The 20,132-nt window shown below is 63.1% G+C and carries 17 protein-coding genes; 10 read left to right on the forward strand and 7 right to left on the reverse strand.

The features are described 5' to 3' along the window. Positions 1 to 8 precede the first annotated feature (8 nt). A complete protein-coding gene (locus VG320_RS00485) occupies positions 9 to 821 on the reverse strand; it encodes a WecB/TagA/CpsF family glycosyltransferase (RefSeq protein WP_327198226.1) in 813 nt (270 codons plus the stop codon). A gap of 589 nt (positions 822 to 1,410) precedes the next feature. On the opposite strand from VG320_RS00485, the gene VG320_RS00490 reads away from it, so the two are divergent. Together VG320_RS00490 and VG320_RS00495 are read left to right on the forward strand one after the other, a co-directional pair. Next, positions 1,411 to 3,132, forward strand: a complete 1,722-nt coding sequence (locus VG320_RS00490; protein ID WP_327198227.1) for a GMC family oxidoreductase — start codon at positions 1,411 to 1,413, stop codon at positions 3,130 to 3,132. Then, positions 3,132 to 4,082, forward strand: coding sequence for an NAD-dependent epimerase/dehydratase family protein (locus VG320_RS00495; protein ID WP_327198228.1), 951 nt, complete (start codon positions 3,132 to 3,134; stop codon positions 4,080 to 4,082). Before VG320_RS00490 ends, VG320_RS00495 begins: the two co-directional genes overlap by 1 nt. Here VG320_RS00495 and VG320_RS00500 read toward each other — a convergent pair whose 3' ends face one another. The 4 genes from VG320_RS00500 to VG320_RS00515 all read right to left on the reverse strand — a co-directional run bounded on the left by VG320_RS00500 (position 4,083) and on the right by VG320_RS00515 (position 9,217). After that, a complete protein-coding gene (locus VG320_RS00500; protein ID WP_327198229.1) occupies positions 4,083 to 5,450 on the reverse strand; it encodes an oligosaccharide flippase family protein in 1,368 nt (455 codons plus the stop codon). It abuts the gene before it with no gap. 37 nt (positions 5,451 to 5,487) lie between these two features. Beyond that, entirely contained in the window at positions 5,488 to 7,149 is a 1,662-nt protein-coding gene (locus VG320_RS00505) for a glycoside hydrolase family 44 protein (protein ID WP_327198230.1), read from the reverse strand. Beyond that, complete coding sequence (locus tag VG320_RS00510; RefSeq protein ID WP_327198231.1) at positions 7,127 to 8,410, reverse strand: hypothetical protein; 1,284 nt, start codon at positions 8,408 to 8,410, stop codon at positions 7,127 to 7,129. Before VG320_RS00510 ends, VG320_RS00505 begins: the two co-directional genes overlap by 23 nt. A gap of 87 nt (positions 8,411 to 8,497) precedes the next feature. Beyond that, positions 8,498 to 9,217 (reverse strand): polysaccharide biosynthesis/export family protein, encoded by a 720-nt coding sequence (locus VG320_RS00515; RefSeq protein WP_327198232.1) that lies wholly within the window; start codon positions 9,215 to 9,217, stop codon positions 8,498 to 8,500. 244 nt (positions 9,218 to 9,461) lie between these two features. Between VG320_RS00515 and VG320_RS00520 the strand changes: the two genes are divergently transcribed. From VG320_RS00520 to VG320_RS00545, 6 genes are all read left to right on the forward strand, one after another. After that, positions 9,462 to 11,576, forward strand: coding sequence for a hypothetical protein (locus VG320_RS00520; protein ID WP_327198233.1), 2,115 nt, complete (start codon positions 9,462 to 9,464; stop codon positions 11,574 to 11,576). Positions 11,577 to 11,600: 24 nt separating this feature from the next. After that, on the forward strand, positions 11,601 to 12,584 hold the full coding sequence (locus VG320_RS00525) for a DUF6492 family protein (RefSeq protein ID WP_327198234.1): 984 nt from the start codon (positions 11,601 to 11,603) through the stop codon (positions 12,582 to 12,584). A gap of 324 nt (positions 12,585 to 12,908) precedes the next feature. Next, a complete protein-coding gene (locus VG320_RS00530; protein WP_327198235.1) occupies positions 12,909 to 14,078 on the forward strand; it encodes an Ig-like domain-containing protein in 1,170 nt (389 codons plus the stop codon). Between the two features lie 91 nt (positions 14,079 to 14,169). Continuing rightward, positions 14,170 to 15,000: an SIR2 family NAD-dependent protein deacylase gene (locus VG320_RS00535; RefSeq protein WP_327198236.1), complete on the forward strand. Its 831-nt coding sequence runs from the start codon at positions 14,170 to 14,172 to the stop codon at positions 14,998 to 15,000. 160 nt (positions 15,001 to 15,160) lie between these two features. After that, the gene (locus VG320_RS00540; RefSeq protein WP_327198237.1) at positions 15,161 to 15,916 is read left to right on the forward strand and encodes an SDR family oxidoreductase; all 756 of its coding nucleotides are present in this window, start codon (positions 15,161 to 15,163) and stop codon (positions 15,914 to 15,916) included. 137 nt (positions 15,917 to 16,053) lie between these two features. Continuing rightward, on the forward strand, positions 16,054 to 16,797 hold the full coding sequence (locus VG320_RS00545; RefSeq protein ID WP_327198238.1) for a type IV toxin-antitoxin system AbiEi family antitoxin domain-containing protein: 744 nt from the start codon (positions 16,054 to 16,056) through the stop codon (positions 16,795 to 16,797). Between the two features lie 43 nt (positions 16,798 to 16,840). Here VG320_RS00545 and VG320_RS00550 read toward each other — a convergent pair whose 3' ends face one another. Next, positions 16,841 to 17,215 (reverse strand): BON domain-containing protein, encoded by a 375-nt coding sequence (locus VG320_RS00550; RefSeq protein ID WP_327198239.1) that lies wholly within the window; start codon positions 17,213 to 17,215, stop codon positions 16,841 to 16,843. Positions 17,216 to 17,566: 351 nt separating this feature from the next. On the opposite strand from VG320_RS00550, the gene adh reads away from it, so the two are divergent. Together adh and VG320_RS00560 are read left to right on the forward strand one after the other, a co-directional pair. Next, complete coding sequence (adh, locus tag VG320_RS00555) at positions 17,567 to 19,087, forward strand: aldehyde dehydrogenase (protein WP_327198240.1); 1,521 nt, start codon at positions 17,567 to 17,569, stop codon at positions 19,085 to 19,087. 100 nt (positions 19,088 to 19,187) lie between these two features. Further along, on the forward strand, positions 19,188 to 19,577 hold the full coding sequence (locus VG320_RS00560) for a DUF779 domain-containing protein (protein ID WP_327198241.1): 390 nt from the start codon (positions 19,188 to 19,190) through the stop codon (positions 19,575 to 19,577). 63 nt (positions 19,578 to 19,640) lie between these two features. On the opposite strand, the gene VG320_RS00565 is transcribed toward VG320_RS00560, so the two are convergent. Then, positions 19,641 to 20,132, reverse strand: a 492-nt coding sequence (locus VG320_RS00565) for an autotransporter outer membrane beta-barrel domain-containing protein (RefSeq protein WP_327198242.1), incomplete at its 5' end; no start/stop codon positions are given.

Raw genomic sequence — 20,132 nt, forward strand, 5'->3', positions numbered from 1 at the left:
CCAGGCGCTTACATGCGACCCAGGCGCCATTGACGCCAGCAGATGCGGATGAAGCGGCGATCGTCGACCAGATAACGACGCCACAAGCGCGCCGGGTCCTGCATGATGCGCCAGCACCATTCAACGCCCGAACGCTGCATCCAGACCGGCGCGCGCTTTTGCAGGCCGGCGGCGAATTCGATTGCCGCGCCCGCGCACAACATCAGGCCGCCCGGCATCGAGCCAGCGTGACGCAAGGCCCAGCGCTCCTGCTTCGGCATACCGACGCACACGAACACGATATCGGGCGCAGCCGCGCGCACGCGCTGCGCGATCGCGTCGCCTTCGGCGCCGGTCGGATCGAAGTTCATGGACGGCGCGATCACTTCCATGTCGAGCCCGGGATAATGTGCGGCGATGCCGTCGATCAGCGCCTGCTCGTGGCCGGGCTGGCCGCCCACGACGATAACCTTCCAGCCGTTCACGCGCGCACGTTCGCACAGCCCGGGCAACAGATCGGCACCCGTCACGCGGCCCGGCAAAGGCATGCCGAACAGGCGGCTCGCCCACACGACGGGCATGCCGTCGGCGAACAGAAAATCCGCCGTGCGATAAAGCGTTTTGAGGTCGGGCTGGCGGTCGAGCCGCACGAGGTGATCGACGTTGGGCGTCACCGCCACGCGCGCGCGGCCGTCGCGTTTGAGCGCGGCTTCGCAAAGCACGTCGAGCGCGGTATCGAATGGCACAGCGGCAATATCGAGTCCGAACAACGCAATACTGGGCAGGGAATCCGCCCGGGCAGCTGCCTTTGGCGCCGCCGTCTGATAGAGCGCAGTGCTCATTGTTTTTGTAACCCCGACTTCCCGACCGGATGCGTTCCACGCATGCGAGCGCAAAACGGCTCACATAACCCGCTTTGAGCTGGCGCGTGATTCGTCCGACGTGATGTTGTTTGGTCTCCTGGCAATGCCAAGACGCGTATGGTTTTATTTGCAAAAACTCTGCAAGAGAATAGTACCAGCGCATCTCAAAATGCGGGTGAGGTCGCCGTGTTTTTTCAGCGACAAACTCGAAAAGAAATGATGAGTGCATGTGACGCGTCATATTTCAATTCATCGGATGAAATCAAACTGTTGCAACGATGCACCCCGAAACAGTGCGCCAGAGCGCGAAAACCATCGTATTTGCAGGGCAAATCGGCTACCATCGCAGCGGCCGCGGGTCGCGGGAGACGGAGCTTTTCAGGGTGTCGGCAACGATCAAACGATTGATAGGGTTTGAAACGCGAAAGCGGCAGCGGATAGATCCGGTAATATCTTCCGTTCGCGAGCAAATAAACCTGGTTTACGAACTCGCTAACGTTTGCGCGCAAGATAATGCGCCGATTTTCTTTCAACGCGCGCATCAGCCACTGCCCGTTATTCCCTTATTATGATTCTCGACGCCCGTGAGATTCCCGCCGGTACGCTGCTGCATGCGGACCTGTGTATCGTGGGTGCCGGCGCGGCCGGCATCACGCTTGCCCTTGCGCTCGAAGACAGCGGACTCGACGTGATCGTGCTGGAAAGTGGTGGCGACGCCGCCGAGCCCGCAACGCAGCAGCTCTACGCGGGCACCGTCGCCGACGCGCACCTGCATCCCCCCGCCGACAATTACCGCGTGCGCCGCTTCGGCGGCTCGACCACCTTGTGGGGCGGCCGCTGCATGCCGCTCGATGCGCTCGACTTCAAGGCGCGCGGGCATATCGCCCATAGCGGCTGGCCGATCACGCTAGACGACCTTCTGCCGTTCTATGCGCAAGCCAATGCGCTGTGCGAAGCCGGCGACTTCACGTACACCGCGCAGCGCGCTTTCACGCAACCGCTGCAGCCCATGATTGCGGGCCTCGCGCACGAGCGCTTCACGACCGATACGCTCGAACGCTTTAGCTGCCCGACCGATTTCGGCGGCCGCTATCGTGCGCGTCTTGCGAATGGCCGCGTGCGCGTGTTCCAGCACGCGAATCTCTGCACGCTGCCGATGCAGGACGGCGCCGCGCGGCGCGTGGGCAACGCCGAAGTGCGGGTGCTGGGCGGCGCGACTTTCAGCGTGGCTGCCCAAGCCTACGTGCTCGCGACCGGCGGCCTTGAAGTCCCGCGCCTGCTGCTCAACAGTCCCGGCCCAAGCGGGCGAGGTCTGGGCAACTCGCACGACGTTGTCGGCCGCTATTACATGAGCCATCTCGCCGGCACCATCGGCACGCTCGATCTCGGGGCCGCCGCTTCGGTCTGGCATGGCTATGACGTATCGCAAGAAGGCATCTATTGCCGCCGCCGTATCGCGCTGCGTGAAGAGGCGCAGAGCGCGCTGGGCGCAGGCAATTTCATCGCGCGACTACATCATCCGCGTATTCCCGATGCTGGTCACGGCAACGGCATCTTGTCCGCGCTTTATCTCGCGCGCTTCATCGTGCCCTACGAATACGCAAAGCGCCTTTATGACGGCACGCCCGAGGGCTATGCAGGCTCGACGCTTGCGCATTTAAAGAATGTGATTACCGGTGCGCCCGACACGGCGAAGTTCCTCTGGCACTGGCTGCGCAAACGCACCCTGGCCGAGCGTAAATTCCCTTCGGTGATTGTGCGGCCCGCGAATCTGCGTTTCAGCCTCGATTTTCATGCGGAGCAGGAGCCGAATCCGGCGAGCCGCGTGACGCTCGGCAACGACACCGATGCACTCGGCCAGCGTCGCATCCATATTGACTGGCGCTATACGCAGCAGGATGTGGCCACCGTGAGCCGCGCGCTGGAAGCGCTCACACAGGAGATCGAGCGCAGCGGCGTGGGGCGCTTTATCTACGATCCCAATGAAGTCGAAGCCGAAATGACGCGCTATGGCGCCTATGGCGGCCATCACATCGGCACCGCGCGCATGGGCGCCGATGCGCGTACGAGCGTGGTCGATGCGAATTGTCGTCTGCACGAAGTCGATAACGTCTATATCGCCAGCGCCGCCGTGTTCCCCACTTCCGGCCAGGCGAATCCAACCTTGAGCATCGTCGCGCTCGCGCTGCGTCTTGCCGCGCATCTGCGCGCGCAATCGGGCGCACATTCGGGCGCCCGCTTCACCGCGCCGCCCCTTTCCACCGCAACCCCTCTGCCTGAATCCGCGTGATGAAAACCCGCATCCTCGTACTCGGCGCCAGCGGCTATGTTGGCCGCCGCGTCGTCCAGGCGCTCGCCGCCACCGACTGGGCAGAACCCGTCGCCGCCGGCCGCCGTGCCGCTGCGAGCGTGCGCGCGGTTGATGCCGCCAGCGCCGCTTCGCTAGGCGCAGCGCTAGCCGATGTCGATGGACTCGTGAACTGCGTCGCGGGTGCTCCCGAGACCATCGTCGCCAATGCGCGGGCGCTGCGTGCGGCGCTCGATTCACGCAACGCGGCGCTACCGGTCGTCTATTTCAGTTCGATGGCCGTTTATGGCGGGGCCGTCGGCCACACCGACGAACAGGCCGCGCTGCAGGGTGAAAGCGCCTACGGCATTGCGAAGATGGAAGCCGAGCAGGTACTTGCATCGTGCCCCTCGGTCACGGTGCTGCGCCCCGGTTGCATTTACGGCGGCGGCAGTCCGCAATGGTCGGTTCGAATCGCACAGTTGTTGCGCGCACGCCGTCTGGGCGATCTTGGCGCGGCAGGCGACGGCTGTAGCAATCTCGTGCATATCGACGATGTGGTGCGCGTTGTGCTTGCCGCGCTGCGCACGCCGTCGGCGGCAGGCCGCGCCTACAATCTCGCCATGAGCAATGCGCCACGCTGGAACGAGTATTTTGTCGCCTATGCACGCGCACTCGGCGCAACGCCGGTTGGGCGCATTGGCGCGCGGCGGCTCAAGCTCGAAACCAAAGTGCTGGCGCCCGCGCTGAAAATCGCCGAAATCGCGGGCCGCAAAATTGGCGCGCGCGGGCTTCCGCCGCCGGTGCCGCCTTCGCTCGCACGCCTCTGGCAACAGGACATCCGGCTTGACGCCCGGCGTGCCGAACAGGTCTTCGGTCTTACCTGGACGCCGTGGCAAGCCGCGCTGCAGGCCGAAGCACGCGGCAAAGCCGCAACGACTTCGGAATCCTGATCAACTGCGGGCGCTACGCGAAACACGCGCGGTCAGCCCGCTCCACAACGCCGCAAGCGGCGCCACGCCCAGCAGCCGATGCGCGGCCCACGCCGCGATCACGCCATTGACCACCACCGCGAGCGACGCAGCCGCCGCCGCGCCCACGCTACCGCACAGCGGTGCAAGCACGGCCAGTCCGATCAGCAACGCGGCGACCGAATAAAAGTTGATGCGGTACAGCACCGAGGTATGCGCCGTCATGCCGAGCAATTCAGGCATCGCAGTGAAACAGGCGGCGGCGAATTGACCGAGCGCGAGTATGCGCAGCGTTGCAGCGCCCGCGCCATAGCCCGTGCCGAACAATGCGAGCAGGCGCTCGGGAAACAGCAGCATGCAGGCCGTCAACGGCAGCGAAAGACACAGGACAATGCCAACCGCCTGAGCCGCGCTGCGCTGCAAGCCCGGCAGATCGTGACGCGCGTAGAGGCTCGCGAAACGCGGCGCGGCCATACCGGTCACACCGCTGATCAGCAGGTTGACGACCAGCGCAAGCCGCCACGCCAGCGCGAACAACCCTGTCTCGCGCGAGGTCGCGACGATCCCCAGCACAATCGCAGGCGCCGAGGTAATCAGCAGCTTGGTGAACTCCAGTCCGAACAGCGACAAACCAGGTTTGAGCAGGCGCGGCGCTGAAGTCACTGATGTCACGGTGGCCGATGCCGCGTGCGCGGGCATGGCGTCGAGCGCGCGCTTGAGCAGGATCGCGCCCACTAGAGCGGTCACCACATAACTCGCGGCAATCAATATCAGTGCGTACACAACGGTCAGGCCGCCCGTGACTTCCAGCGGAATCGCCGCGATACAAAAGATGGCGGGCCACAACCACGAATAGATCATCTGGCTCAAGCCCACGCGCTGCAGGCCCGCCAGCGCACCCGCGAACGCCGCGCAGACGTTTTGCGGCACAAATGCCAGCGCGCCCAGCACCAGGGGCCACGCCAGTTCAGGCTTGTTCAGCACATGCTGCGCGAGCATGGCGGCACTTGCGGCCAGCAACACCGACACCGTCACGGACGCGAGCAGGACCAGCGCCAGCGCGCGCCGGATCGTCGCACGCACGGCCATCGAGCGGCCCGACGCCACGTCGATGGCGATCTGCCGCGTGAGCGCCTGATCGATGCCCAGCCGCCCGAAGCCCGCAAGCGCCGCCATCGTGCTGAACACGATATAGAAGTTGCCGGTCTGAACCACGCCCAGCGCGACCGCGACCAGCAGATGGAATCCGTAGCGACTCGGCAGATCGAGCAGACGCACGCCCAGGCTGATCAGTGAGCCGCGGACGATAGAAGCGCCGCTCGATGCGGGCGCGGTGTAAGGGTCGCTCACGTGCGGCGGTTCCGGTAGCAAGTATCGAAGTAGAAGATCAGGACGCGCTGCCGCGCAGCACGAATAGCGTCACGCTTTGCGGCGGCAACGTCGCCCGCAGCGTGCCGTTCGTGTAATGCACGTCCTGCGCGCGCGCGAGCTGGTTGTTCGCAAGCTGCCAGTTCTGCGCCACGCCTTTGGCCGCGAAGTTCGCGATCGAAATAGCCGTCTCGGCGGAGTGATCCAGTTGCTTGTTGATGACCACGAGCGTGAGCGCGTGATCGTTCTCGCGCAGGGCGGCGAATGCGGCCACCGTATCCGGATCGGGCGCGCTTGCTGCCACGCTGGTGGTGCCGAACGCCCCGCCCTTGCCGTCGTAGTTGCGATAGAGCTTGATTGCCTTGTACACGGGCATCGACGGATCGATCGTACCCCAGCGCGTGGCGATATCGAGTCCTTCGCGCCCGAAGATGCCGAGCAGGTCCGCCTGCGCCGTCGCGCCGTTCATCAGCGTTTCGCCGCCCCAGTTATATTCGGTCAGCGCGATGGGCGTGCCCGGATAGTAGTACGTATCAACCCAATGGCGCATCAACGGAATCAACGCCACGACACTGTTGATCCACGTGGGGTCCGTATAGTGCGGGTCCCACAGATCGCGCGTGGAGCGGTTGCGCTTGAGTGCGATGTCGGGTGTGTCGGCCGCGCCGCTTTCCGCATATTCGCCGCCTTGCGGGTAGAAGTGCAGGCTGAACACGTCGACGGGACGGCCTGCCGCCTTCCACTGCGACAGCAGCCACGGCACATAGTCCATGCCCTGGGTCTGGTTTTCGCGGTCGGGCGCGTGATCGTAACCATGCGCGACGGCGTTCTGCTGGTCGAAGCCACTATGGAAATAGCCGCCCCAGCCCCACTCTTCCGGCGCGACGACCTTCGCCTGCGGGTCCGCCGTCTTGACGGCGCGGGAATACGCAATCACCTTGTCGGCGATTTCACGCGCATGCGCGCCCTCGGGATGCACGTCGCGATGGATCAGTTGCCACAGACTTGGTTCGTTATCCATAGCGTAATAACGCACGCCGCCCGCGTTCGCGGCGCCGAACTGCGCGACCAGCGCGGCGACACGGGCCTGCTCGTTCTGCGGATCGTCGGGTACAGTCGCGTCGTTCGGATCATTGCCCGTGATCAACGCGCCGCCCATGGCCACGCCATTTCCCGCGTCGCGCATACCGTCGACATCGAAATTAGGCTGCGTACCGTATTTGGCGATCGAAAAGCTCGCGAGCGTTTGGCGCTGCGGCCCCAGCTTCGCCACGCGGCCCAGCATCGGAATGGTCAGGATGGGCGTCGCGCCTGCGGCTCGCGTCAGCGTGACGAAACGATCGCCGAACTGGTCGTTGATATCGGCCGGATTGACAGCGATGCTTTCGAAATACCAGTCCTTGCCCGCGTTGCGCGCGTCGAGCCGCCAGTTATAGGCCGAAGCGCTATTGCCGCCCGAGCGGTTGATCGGCACGCGCAGATCGCGCAATGTCGCCGTCGTGCCGAAATTGATGCCGTAAATCAGCGGGCTGATCGGACGGCGATTGGCCGCGGCGTCGACGCTGATGGCCACCGGCGTGGACGTGCTGGACGTCGCCTCGGTGCACGAGGCCGTGCCCGAAATCAGCAACGCCGCCGCGAGCGGCGCGATATATGTTCTAGGACGTCGCGTGTGCGGCATCGTCGCTCCGTGAATCGGCGTGTTCGTCCAGTCTGCCCGTGCGCCAGACGTAGGCGAAGATCGCCAGGATGACTGCCGTCTCGCCTGGCGTCAGCGTGGGTGGGTAGAAGAACGAAATGAGCAGGATATAGATGAGGTAATCAAATAGCGCGCCGAGGAAGTCGTCGTCCACTTTCGCGCGCAGGCGCCGGTAGATGAACATTCCGCGCAACTGGAAACACAACAGGATCGTCGCGCCAACCAGACCGTACTCGAACACGATGCCCAGCCAGGTAATATCGGCGAGAAAAAAGAAATGGTGAAACCAGGCGATCAGGCTGTTATGGCTGGTCGGGCTGATCGTGCCCACGCCGAACAGCCAGCGCATCGGTTCGCTGCCCAGAAAACGCGTGGCGATCTCAATCGAAATACGGCGCGTGTCGAAGCCGCTGTCCGCACTCGTACTGAAGGTGGTCGCCAGATAGCCCGCCGAGAAGATACCCATCAGTGCGAACGGCGCGCATAGCAGCAGCACAACACGCACAAGCGGACGCGCCCACAGGACCGTATTGATGACCAGCACGCCCATGATGCCGATGATCATCGCGCGCGTCTTGACGATCAGCAGCGTGACGGCGAACGCGACGATCGCGCCGCACAGATAGCCCGCGTGACGCTCAAAGACGGCACGGCGATAACAGAAGAACAGCAGGATGATGGGAAAGTACATCGACATGCGGATACGGTGGCCGCGACTGTCGGTCGTGAAGAACGGCGCCTGGCCGACCACATAGTCGTCCCTGTACCAGCCCGCCGGTACGATGGCCCACATCACGATCAGCGCGGCAATCACGATCATGCCCGCGACAATGAAGCTGCGCTCCAGTTCGTGCAACGTCGGTTCGAGCGTGAGCAGTAAGGCAAGGAAAGAAAAAAAATACAGTAAAGGCAGGAGTTTCACCTGGGCGGTAATACTGGTGAAAAAGCCTTCGTGGAAATAAAACATCGCCGCGAAGCTCGGAAACAGCACGAGCCACGCGAAGCTGATGAGAATCTGCCGGGTGACCGGAAAGCGCGGCTGGCCCGCAAGGCGCAGCGCCGCCGGCAGGGAAAGAATCGGAAAGGCCTTTGACAACGCCCACAACGGCGCGAGCGCACTGATGTAGTGAAAGGTCTGGCCAAATAGCGGCAACAGCGCGAGCAGCCAGAGCACGACGCGCGCGCGCGCCGGCTCGGCTGAAAACACAGCAGGAAGCGCGGCCGACGGTGAGGCTCTTTCCATCTCGTACAAAATGTTCTGCCTGGGAGTGCTGCCTGAATGTGCTGCCGGAAAGGGCTGTCTGCGTTTACGGCCCGCGAAGCGGCACCTTTAATACAGGATGCGGTTGTTCGAGATGGAGTAATCGAGGCTGCGGTTAAACGGCAGAACCTTGTCGATGTACTGGTCGACCCACTGATCGACTTCGGCGATCGACGACTTCGGCACGAAGATCGTATCCGAGGACTGCAACACCACATCCTGGTTCGAATCGCCCTGATGCGTGAGCGAATCGAGATTGACCGTGTGCAGCATCGGGCGACCGTCCGGGCTGCGGCGAATCAACACGACTTCATTAGTGCGCGCCGTATCGAGCAACCCTTGCGCGGCAATCACGGCCTGCAGCACGCTCATGCCCGGACGCAGTTCGACTTCGCCGGGCTTGGCGACCTGGCCGCCCACATAGACATGCGAGGACGTCTGCGCAATTGCCACCGCCGCGTGCGCATTGGCCGTGACGCCATTGGCCGCGAGCGCCTTATTGATGTTCTCGCCAAGCTGCGCAACCGATAGCCCCGCCGCCGGCAGCGTGCCGGCGAACGGCATCGTCAGCGTGCCGTCCGGCGCCACCGGGCCGCGATAGTTGAGTTCGCCATTGAACGGCAACACAACCGAAAGCTCGTCGCCGGCCTGAATGCGGTAGACGGAAGGGGTCGAATCGACCCACGTGGCGAAGTTGGCGGGACGCTGGTATTGCGGTGCCACCCAGGTACGGGAACAGGCGGTCAGCGTCATCAGCACCAGGACAAAAGCCGGGCGAATTGTCTTCATCGAGCGTGTAGTGCGTGTTGTAGTGGGTGGCGCTGACTGCCTGTTCCGGGGCCGCAAACGTGAAAGCCGGAAAAGTGTCATCAGGGAACGACAGCGGCCCCGCGAAATTTATAGAAATACCGACTGAGGCATGTTTTCTTACGTATTATATGCGCCTTCGGTATCTAACTTGTGGGCCGGGAACCACAACCTTATGGTTATTACAACTAGGACCAGGCCTGACCGCAGAGCAGCAGTGGTGGATTTGACGATACGGGATTATCTCAACACCTTTTTTTATTACCGCAAGATTGCAGCAGCGGTATTTCTTGCCATTGTCACAATCGGGGTGGTTGTGGCGCTGGCGGTGCCGATGCCCTATCGCGCTCAAGCGACGCTGCTCGTGCTATTCGCGGGTTACTACGATCAGTCCAACAACACCAATGGTTCCGCCGGCCTGCAGCCCGCCGCCGGCCAGCTCGACAGTGTCGAAGCGCAGATCCTCAGCAGCCCTGAACTCCATCGCGACGTCATCATTTCGAAATTGGGGCCTAACGCAAGCGAGCGCCAGATCAACGCCCAACTGGCGGATTTCGAACATCGTCTGCACATCGAACAGAACGATCTCGCCAACACCATCCAGCTCAACTACTCCGACGCCGACCCGAAAGTCGCCGCCGACGCCCTTGCGCGCCTGCTCGATAAATATTTCCGCCGCCGCGCGACCATCTTCACCTCGGGCCGCGTCGACTTTCTGACCGGCGAGCGCGACACGGTGAAAGCGCAGCTCGACCAGGCCAACGCAGATCTGCTGACGTTCCAGAAGAAACACGGCATCGTCGATGTGGACGACCAGATTTCGCGCGCCGTGCTGCTCGAAAGCCAGCTCGTGCAGCACAAGCTGGATAACGACACCAAACTCGCGCAGGACAAGGGCGAACTGAAGTCGATGCAGGCGTCGACCAAAGGCGTGCGCGCGACCATTCCGATCTTCACCGACGATTCCGAATCGGCGCACGCGCTGGATACGATGCAGCTTTCGCTGATGCAGCTCGAGACGCGCCGCGCCGATTTTGCCGCGCGCTATCTGCCGAACTCGCCGTTCGTGCAGCAACTCGACCAGCAGGTCAACGATATGCGCGCCAATATCGCGCGTCAGAAACAGGAGATGACCACGGCCACGCGCCTGGGCCACAACGACTACTACGACGTGGTGCAGGGCAAGCTGTCCACGCTGAATGCGAGCATCGCCGGCGAACTGGCGCTGCAGCACGCACTCGACGAGCAGATCAAGGATGCGCGCACACGCCTGAAAAACCTTAGCGACATTTCGAGCCAGATGCGTCAGTTGCAGTCCAATCGCGACATCCTCGCGGACAGCTTCAAGGACCGCTCGCGCCAGGTCGAACAGGCGAAGATCCAGCAAGGTCAGGTCAGCCAGGTCAATAGCACGAATGTGCGCGTGATCCAGGCACCGTTCCCGCCTTCGGAGCGCAGCATTCCGGGCAGCCTGATCGTCGCGGCGGCGATCGCTGCGGGGCTGGTGATTTCCGCGCTCGTGGTGCTCGTGCTGGCCAGCATGCGCGAAACCTTCCTGAGCCCGGAGCAGGCCGAACGCTCGCTGCTGCTGCCGGTGCTGGCCGCGCCGCTGATGCAGGGCGGTGGCCCGCGCCGGCCCGGCGCACCGGGGCGCGCAGGCACCGAAGCGCCCGTTGCCAGCCGCCCGGCGCACCTGGCCTATGGGCGCATGATCGCCGCGATCAATGCGAGTACCGACACCGCTTCGAAGGTGGTGATGGCGCTGTCCTTCACCAAGAACGATGGCTTGCAGGCCGTGATCCGGGGGCTGGCCGTCGAACTGGAACCGCGCTCGGCCCGCCCCGTGCTGGTGCTCGACATGGCGTCTGCGCCGGACGCGCCGCTTTACGGCCAGCCCGACGCGCAAGGCCTGCTGCCCTGGCCGGGCCACGCTGCCGCGCGCGAGCGCGCCGCGAGCGCGTCCACGCAGACCGACTCGGCCGCCTTGAGCACGGACGGCCTGATCTATGAACCCGTCGACGGGCACAACATCGTGGTTGCGCGCACGCGCAACGGCATGTTCCCGTCGTCGTGGCAGCAGACCCGCCAGCTCTTCGACGCGCTGCGCGAAGCGCACGACTACATCGTGCTGCACGCGCCTCCCGCGAGCCAGTCGTTTACCGGCATCGAAAACGCGGCGCTGGCCGACGCGACCATTCTCGCCGTGCGCGCCGAATCCACGCGCAAGCCCGTGGCACTGGGCCTGAAAACGCAGGTGCAGGATGCGGGCGGCCGCCTGGTTGGCCTCGCGCTCACGCATCGCCGCGGCTATATTCCCGATTTTATCTACCGCTTCTTCTGATTACCGGCGACAGACCGGAACACCATGGCCCAAATCAGCGCGATCCTGCCGATCAAGACCCGGGGACGGCATTACGCCGACAACATCGGCCGCTGCGACATCCTGTTTTCGTCGCTGCGCCACTTCACGACGCCCGAGACCTTTCACCGCTTCATCCTGGTCGTGCCGCACGAGGAAGTCGACGAGGTCAAAGGCTACGCGAAGGCATGGTCCGATTTCCCGATCGAAGTGATCGACGAATCGCTGTATATGGGCATTTTCGCGGAGTTTTCGCAGCGCCATCAGATCCGCAACTGGCACCGCCAGCAGATCATCAAGCTGAATGCGCCGGAATGGATCGAAACCGAATATTTTCTCGTGTTCGATCCGGACTGCTTCGCCACGCACCACTTCACGGCGGACACGCTGATCCTGGATGGCCGCGCGCTCACGCATCTGCAGCCTCGCAATGTCGAACCGTATTACTGGGAGGCCTCGGCGAAGCTGCTCGACGTCGATCCGGGTCTAGACCGCGACGGCGTCTGGTGGACGCCCACGATCCTCTCGCGCACGCTTTGTGTGAACCTGCAGCGCCGTCTGGAAGCCGTGCACGGCACCGACTGGCGCCGCGTGCTGCTGGCGAATTACGCGGTGGACTGGACCGAATACACGTTGTACTGGCTTAACGCCGAGCGCGAAGGCCTGCTCGACCAGTACCACGTCGCACCGCAGCCCGGCCAGCGCGCGCTGCACGCGAGCGAAAGCGTGTGGTTCGCCGACAAGATGGAAGAATGGAGCGCCGCGCAGCACTTCGCCGAGGACAGCGACGGCATGTTTGCCGTAGTCCAGAGCAACACACAGATTCCGCTGGACGTGGTGGTAAAGAAGCTTTCGCCGTACTTCCCCATCAAGGTGCAGCCCTACGAGCGCCATTTCGACGCTGCGCTCAAGGGCGCCGAGCTCTATTCGGCCGTTGCGCGTCGCGGTCTGAAGCTGCTCAACAGGTTGCGCGGGATCGTTGCCGCCTGAACATGGCCTGAACGTACGCCTTTCCCCTGCAGGAGCCGGCTACCATCAGCCGGCTCTTTTCGTTTCTCCCCTTAATTTTTCCACGATTCGTCCGATAAAACGGATGTACGCGAGATTCAGCTTCGATGCCGTGCCTATCGGCACATGCGTAAATATTTCCGGTTAATTCGAGTTAAACGGAATTACCGCGTGTTTTTATTCGCGCAAACGTTAGCGCGCGGATAAATCGATTAAAACACCCATCGAAAATGCGTAAAGAGAAACAGAAATGGAATTATTGAAAGGAGCAGGAAAGTTTTGACGGGATTTAAAACACGACTCGGTTTGCTTGTTTTGCCTCTTCTGGTGGTGGCGTTGTCAGGCTGCGGTGGCGGCTCGAACGCGGCCACCCTCACGTCCGGTTCGACGGATGCCGTCGCCGTGACCGGCGTGACCGTTACGCCGAGCACGCTTTCGCTCACGCTCGCGCAATCGTCCACCCTGACGGCCAGCGTGCAACCTGACGACGCCACGGACTCCGCCCTCACCTGGAGCAGCAGCGACACGAGCGTGGCGACGGTCGCAAGCGGCACCGTCACCTGCGCGGCAGTCGGCAGCGCGACGATCACGGCCTCGACCAGCAGCGGCCAGCAGGGCAGCGCAAGCGTGACGTGCGCGAAGCCGTTCGCAGTCTACGAATTCCTCAAGCTGAAGCAGTATCAGGACGCCAGCGGCGTCAACACGATTTCGGATACGTGGTTTAAAGGACTCGGCATCTCGCCGCTCAATCTGATCTACTCCAGCAATCTGGTCACCTGCCCGCTCACCAGTTGCACCGACGAGTACGTGGTCGATTCGACCAAAATCGCCACGGCCGCCGCCAGCGCCGACAGCACCGGCAGCACACCGGTCTCGCTCGACCTGGAAGTGTGGGACACGAAGCGCTTCTACCCCACCGCCGCAACGGGCAACGGCCAGAGCATCGTGCAGAACCTGACCGAGGCGCTCACGCAATTCAAGGCCGACAATCCCGGCGCAAGCGTAGGCCTCTACGCGGAAGTGCCGCAGAACACCTTCGGCTACAGCTCGACCACCACCGCAACCTACGACGCGCTCAATCCGCAATATGCCTCGGTGGCGGCGCTCGTCGATTACTACAGTCCCTCGCTCTACAACTACAGCTACGACGGCACCGCCACCGGCGACGCGACCTGGAACAACGCGGCGGTCTATGCCGTCGATCAGTCGCACGCCTTCGACACCCTCAACGGCACGAGCAAACGCGTGCTGCCCTACATCACGCCCGTCTGGACCGATAGCAGCGGCGTGAGCGAATTCCTCACCTACGACCAGATGATGTATCGCCTGAAAGCGCTACGGGCCGCGGGCGCGGACGGCTGCATATTGTGGATCTCCAGCAGCCAGATCGACCCGTCCACCGGCAGCCTGCTCGTGATCGATACGACGTCGGGCTGGTTCAAGGCGGTGCTCGATTTCATGGCTTCGGGCGCGTGAGAGGTATCAGGACACGCGATGTCCTGATGGGCGTTCATACTGATCGGATCGCATTGGATCGATGCCCAACGGGACACGTATGAACGCAGGTATGAACGCACAACACCGAAACGCACTACAGCAGGCCGCGCAATGGATCGACGGCGCAGACGGCCTGCTCGTGACCGCCGGCGCAGGCATGGGCGTCGATTCGAGCCTGCCCGATTTTCGCGGCAACGAGGGCCTCTGGCGCGCCTATCCGGCGCTCGAAGCGGCACGGATCGAATTCGAACGGATTGCGAATCCGGCCGCGTTTCGCGCGCATCCCGAACTTGCCTGGGGCTTCTACGGCCATCGCATGAAGCTCTACCGCGAAACCCAGCCGCATCGCGGCTTTGCGATCCTGCAGCGCTGGGCGGGCGAGCTTGAACATGGCCCATTCGTTTTCACCAGCAATGTGGATGGCCAGTTCCAGCGCTCGGGATTCGACGCCGCATGCGTTGCCGAATGCCACGGCTCGATCCATCATCTGCAGTGCTCGACGCCTTGCTGCGAGCACATCTGGAGCGCCGACACTTTCGATCCGCAGATCGACGCCGTGGCATGCCGGCTCGTGAGCGCGTTGCCACGCTGCCCGGATTGCGGCGAAATGGCCCGCCCCAATGTGCTTATGTTCGGCGACACCGCCTGGCTGCCTGAGCGCACCGACGCGCAACTGGCTCGCATGGAAGTGTGGCTCGGCAAGGTGCGGCGCCTCGTCGTGATCGAGATGGGTGCGGGCACAACTTTGTCGACTGTGCGACGCTTCAGCGAACGTCACGGGCCGCACGTCATTCGCATCAACCCGCGCGAGCCGCAGATCGATCCAGCCAGGGGCGTCGGTATTCAGGGCGGCGCGCGGGCGGTGCTGGAGGCAATCGATTCGATTCGGTATGCCAGGTAGTTTACGTGCGGCTCCAGTTTCCTCCGCAGTCGCGCGGGCAAGCGTCTCGTACGCAGCCATTCGACATCGCTGGACGCTTCATCGACAATGACTCTTTGCCCGGGTTGCTTTCGCGACGCCCTCGCGCTGATCACATCATGCTTACGCACCGCTGACCACCATGAACTCCACTCGCCCCGTTGCACTCGTCACCGGCTCGACTTCCGGCATCGGCATGGCTATCGCACGACGTCTTTCGCGCGACGGCTATGCCGTCGTGCTGCACTCACGCAGTTCCACCGAAACGGGCGAAGCGCTCGCGCGCGAACTCGCGCATGAGTCGGCAGGCGCGGCCTACATCCAGGCCGATCTCGCCGACGACGCCCAGCGCGTCAGACTCATTCGCGAAGCGATTGCGCTCTGGGGCCGCCTCGACGTGCTGGTCAACAACGCGGGCATCAGCCGCGTGATTGCCCATGACGATCTGGCCGCCGCCACGCCGGAGATATGGAGCGAGCTTCACGAGATCAACGTGGTCGCGCCGTTTCGACTCGTGAGCGAGGCGCAGGCGGCGCTACGCGAAGCCGCCAGTAGCGGCAGGCCGGGTTGCGTGGTCAACGTAAGTTCGCATGCAGGCGTAAGGCCTAAGGGCGCGTCGATTCCCTATGCGGCGACCAAGGCCGCGCTCAATCACGTCACCCGCCTGCTCGCGCTGTCGCTTGCGCCGGAGATCCGCGTGAACGCCGTGGCGCCCGGACTCGTGGACACACCGCTCACGGCCGACTGGACCGGCGCGCAGCAGCTCTGGAAAGAACACTCGCCGATGCGCCGCGCCGCCACGCCCGACGACATCGCCCAGGCCGTCGCGATGCTGGTGGCCTCAGACTATCTGACCGGCGAAATCCTGCTCGCCGATGGTGGTCTGAACCTTACCTGAGGCTCGATCCCGCGGCCCGCCTCAATTCATAATTTTTTCGTCTTAAATACAAACTTTACGCGGATCGATTAAAATAAATCATGTTCGCGACCGAGCCCCTGGCCAGCCGGCGCGCCTGAAATCCCTTATTCGAATCTATGGCCAGCAAGACACTTTTGCGCCTCATGGAAGGCGCCCCGCGCGGACAACCGCTCGACCCACAGATGCTGCGCGATTGCGGCATCAGTGCCCAGCAAACAACCTACTTCGTCAGCGCAGGCTGGCTGCAACGCCTTTCCAAAGGCGCATATCTGCTCGCGGGCGACGCGCCCACACGCGCGGGCGTCCTTGCGTATCTAGGCCGTCATGTCAGCGGGCTGCATATCGGCGGCAAGACCGCGCTCGACTGGCAAGGCGGCCGACTGAGCATCGACTCGCTCGTGCGTTTCGCGCTCTGGGCCCAGCGTCCCTATGTCATGCCCGATTGGGCCGACGCGCATCTGCCCCACACCTTGCAGACCACGAATCTGTTTGATGACACCTTGCCGCCCGACCACGCTATCGCGCCGCTGCCCAATCTCGATCCGTCGATTCTGGTGTCGCGGCCCGAGCGCGCCCTGCTCGAACTCGCGAGCGACATCGGCAAGCGGGGCGGCAAAGGCCAGGCGCTCGACGAAGCCGCGGCGATCGCCGCCACACTGCACGATCTGCGGCCGAAGGTGCTCGACCGCCTGCTATCCCACTGCACGCGCGTAAAGGTCGTCAAACTCGTGCGCGACCTGGGCGCGGCAAGCGGCCATGCGTGGGGCCAGGATCTGCAGCGTCACGTCGACCGGCTCGGGCCGGGCAAGCGCTGGACGAGCAGCCGCAAGGGTGCGCCCGCGCTCAACCTCAAGGCCTGATCCCTGGCATCCCTGATAATGTGCAGTGGGCGCGCGTGCACTATCAGCCGTTTCCGCCATGGAACAGCGTCAAGCGGTTCGTGACCGAAGTCACCCCTTGAACCGTACGCGTCACTTCCTCGGCCTGGCGAATCTGGTCGCCGCTGCGCACGGTGCCGCTCAAGGTTACAGCGCCGCCGCGCGCCCGTACGAACACGCCCGACACATCGAAGCCCTGAGTCTTGTCCAGCGCGCGCCGTACTGCCTTGCCCAGCGCGCGGTCGGCTTTCGTCGCGTGGCCGCTGTGCGCGGGAGCCATGGCGGCGCCGGACGCCATCGGCATGCTGGCAGCCATGTCATCGGACTGGGCGTAGGCTGCCGCCGCTGCACATAATCCAAGGGTCAGAGCGGTTACGAAACGTAAGGGTGCCGTCTTCATGTCAGTCTCCAGGGGATCGACGTGGGGACGCGCGCGCAACGCTCATTCCAGGCGCGCACGGGTCGAAATACGTACCGTACGCCGAAACGGACGCAAGCTCCTTGTAGACGGCCAGGCAGCGACCACGCCTGCGCTGTGCCGCTTGTGCAGCGCAAAATCAAAACTTCGGACTTCAGGCACCGACCGGCGTAGTATTCCTTGCGATACATCGCAATCAATACTTCACGATCAGTCGCATCAGTCACAAAACCCAGCTTCATCTGTATTCCCTGCCTGTCTTTCCGCCCGCGTCCAACCCCGTCCTTATCGACGATAAGCGACAACCCGAGACGATTTGCGAGGAGCACGCCCATGAACCACGCAGAGTTGCAGTACCTCACGACGGACTATCCGTACCGCAAGCAGTACGACAATTTCATCGGTGGACAGTGGGTCAAACCAGCGGGCAACGAGTACTTCGACAATATCTCGCCGATCACGGGCGAACCGTTCACGTCGATTCCACGCTCGCGCGAAGCCGATATCGAACTCGCGCTAGACGCAGCGCACAAGGCCAAAGACGCATGGGGCAAGACCTCGCCCACCGACCGCGCCAATGTGCTGAGCAAGATCGCCGATCGCATGGAAGCCAATCTCATGCGCCTCGCGGTGGCCGAAACCATCGACAACGGCAAGCCGCTGCGCGAGAGTTGCGCCGCCGACATTCCGCTCGCCATCGATCATTTCCGCTATTTCGCCAGCGCGATCCGCGCGCAGGAAGGCTCGATTTCGCAGATCGACAACGACACCGTGGCCTACCATTTTCACGAGCCGCTGGGCGTCGTCGGCCAGATCATTCCGTGGAATTTCCCGATCCTGATGGCCACCTGGAAGCTCGCGCCCGCGCTGGCCGCCGGCAATTGCGTGGTGCTCAAACCCGCGGAACAGACGCCCGCCTCCATCCTCGTGCTGATGGAGCTGATCCAGGACCTGTTGCCAGCCGGCGTGGTGAATGTCGTGAACGGCTTCGGGCTGGAAGCGGGCAAGCCGCTCGCCTCGAACAAGCGCATCGCCAAGATCGCCTTCACCGGCGAAACGACGACCGGCCGCCTCATCATGCAGTACGCGAGCCAGAATCTCATTCCCGTCACGCTGGAGCTGGGCGGCAAGAGCCCGAATATCTTCTTCGCCGACGTGATGGATCACGACGACAGCTTCGTCGACAAGGCGCTGGAAGGCTTCACGATGTTCGCACTCAATCAGGGCGAGGTCTGCACCTGCCCGTCGCGTGCGCTCGTCGACGAAAAAATCTACGACCGCTTCATGGAACGCGCGCTCAAGCGCGTCCAGGCCATCACGCAGGGCCATCCGCTCGATACGAAGACGATGATCGGCGCACAGGCTTCGCAGGAGCAACTGGAGAAGATTCTTTCGTATCTCGATCTGGGCAAGCAGGAAGGCGCGCAGTGCCTCACGGGCGGCGCACGCAATGCGCTCGATGGCGAACTGAAAAACGGTTATTACGTACAACCAACCGTTTTCCGTGGCCACAACAAGATGCGCGTATTCCAGGAGGAAATCTTCGGCCCGGTCGTTTCGGTGACCACGTTCAAGGACGAAGAAGAGGCGTTGCAGATCGCCAACGATACGCTCTACGGTCTGGGTGCAGGCATCTGGACGCGCGACGGCACGCGGGCCTATCGCTTCGGCCGCGCGATCCAGGCCGGGCGCGTGTGGACCAACTGCTATCACGCCTACCCGGCGCACGCGGCGTTCGGCGGCTACAAGCAGTCGGGCATCGGACGCGAGACGCACAAGATGATGCTCGATCATTACCAGCAAACCAAGAACATGCTGGTGAGCTATAGCGACAAGCCACTCGGTTTCTTCTGACGACTACACGACAAGCCGATCAGGCACGCGCCTCGCCGCCTGGCGAGGCGCATTCGTTTTCAAACAGGCAAATCAGGGAAAAATTCAAGGAGTGCGGATCATGGCCGACGAAGTGCTGCGCGTTGTTGCGACTCCAGCGGCGCTCGCGCTGATCGACAAGCTCGTAGCCGAACATGGCGCAGTGCTGTTCCATCAATCGGGCGGATGTTGTGACGGCAGTGCGCCCATGTGCTTTCCCACCAGCGAATTCATGGTGGGCGGCGCCGATGTGAAGCTCGGCGAAATCGGCGGCGTGCCGTTCTACATGAGCGAATCGCAATTCGAATACTGGCAGCACACCCAACTCATTATCGACGCGGTGCCGGGCAATGGCGGCATGTTCTCGCTCGAACGTCCGAGCGGCCTGCGCTTTCTCACGCGCTCGCGCCTGTACGACGATGCAGAATCGGCGTGGCTCGAGCAGCATCCCGTCGAGCGCGTGGCAAGCTGATCACTCAAGCCTGCCACGCGCTCCCGTTGCCTCCCTGACGGCCTTTTCGTGATTTGAATTTAGTTAGAACCGCCAGGCAAGCCGGCCGCCGATCGCATTGTCGTGCGAGCCGCCGCCATACTGACCGCTATACGCAACGCCGAGCGAGAAGTTCTTCGCCAGGTTCGCGTCGACGCCCAGCTCGACCACCGCCGTATCGCGCGCGATCGGCACGCCCGCCACCGAGAATGACGACCCGCCATCGACGAACGCCAGTGTCGAAGCCGGCTGGGTACTGCCAAACGCATGCCGCCAGCCCGCCATCGCGTGCGCGCTGATGCTCGCGAGCGGCAGCTCGCCCAGCCGCGTCGCGATACGCAGACCCAGGGTCGAATAGCCGATGTTCTCGGTGTCACCCTGCGCGTGCAATGCGCTCGCTCCACCGCTTTCCGTGAAGCCATCGGTATGCAGGTTCACGTAGGCGAGGCCCGCGAACGGCTCCAGCGCGAAGCGCTCGAACGGCACGGCATAGCCCACTTCGCCGAACAGTTGCGCGGCCTTGGCGTCGTAGTTCGC

Origin of the sequence: Paraburkholderia sp. (genome assembly GCF_035948235.1) — a bacterium.
In the GTDB taxonomy this organism is placed as follows: domain Bacteria; phylum Pseudomonadota; class Gammaproteobacteria; order Burkholderiales; family Burkholderiaceae; genus Paraburkholderia.

Coding starts and splice junctions, on each gene's coding strand:
- VG320_RS00535 (WP_327198236.1), top strand. CDS start 14,170: ATGAACGCACAACACCGAAACGCACTACAGCAGGCCGCGCAATGGATC.
- VG320_RS00515 (WP_327198232.1), bottom strand. CDS start 9,217: ATGAAGACAATTCGCCCGGCTTTTGTCCTGGTGCTGATGACGCTGACC.
- VG320_RS00490 (WP_327198227.1), top strand. CDS start 1,411: ATGATTCTCGACGCCCGTGAGATTCCCGCCGGTACGCTGCTGCATGCG.
- VG320_RS00560 (WP_327198241.1), top strand. CDS start 19,188: ATGGCCGACGAAGTGCTGCGCGTTGTTGCGACTCCAGCGGCGCTCGCG.
- VG320_RS00495 (WP_327198228.1), top strand. CDS start 3,132: ATGAAAACCCGCATCCTCGTACTCGGCGCCAGCGGCTATGTTGGCCGC.
- VG320_RS00540 (WP_327198237.1), top strand. CDS start 15,161: ATGAACTCCACTCGCCCCGTTGCACTCGTCACCGGCTCGACTTCCGGC.
- VG320_RS00525 (WP_327198234.1), top strand. CDS start 11,601: ATGGCCCAAATCAGCGCGATCCTGCCGATCAAGACCCGGGGACGGCAT.
- VG320_RS00510 (WP_327198231.1), bottom strand. CDS start 8,410: ATGGAAAGAGCCTCACCGTCGGCCGCGCTTCCTGCTGTGTTTTCAGCC.
- adh (WP_327198240.1), top strand. CDS start 17,567: ATGAACCACGCAGAGTTGCAGTACCTCACGACGGACTATCCGTACCGC.
- VG320_RS00545 (WP_327198238.1), top strand. CDS start 16,054: ATGGCCAGCAAGACACTTTTGCGCCTCATGGAAGGCGCCCCGCGCGGA.
- VG320_RS00550 (WP_327198239.1), bottom strand. CDS start 17,215: ATGAAGACGGCACCCTTACGTTTCGTAACCGCTCTGACCCTTGGATTA.
- VG320_RS00485 (WP_327198226.1), bottom strand. CDS start 821: ATGAGCACTGCGCTCTATCAGACGGCGGCGCCAAAGGCAGCTGCCCGG.
- VG320_RS00505 (WP_327198230.1), bottom strand. CDS start 7,149: ATGCCGCACACGCGACGTCCTAGAACATATATCGCGCCGCTCGCGGCG.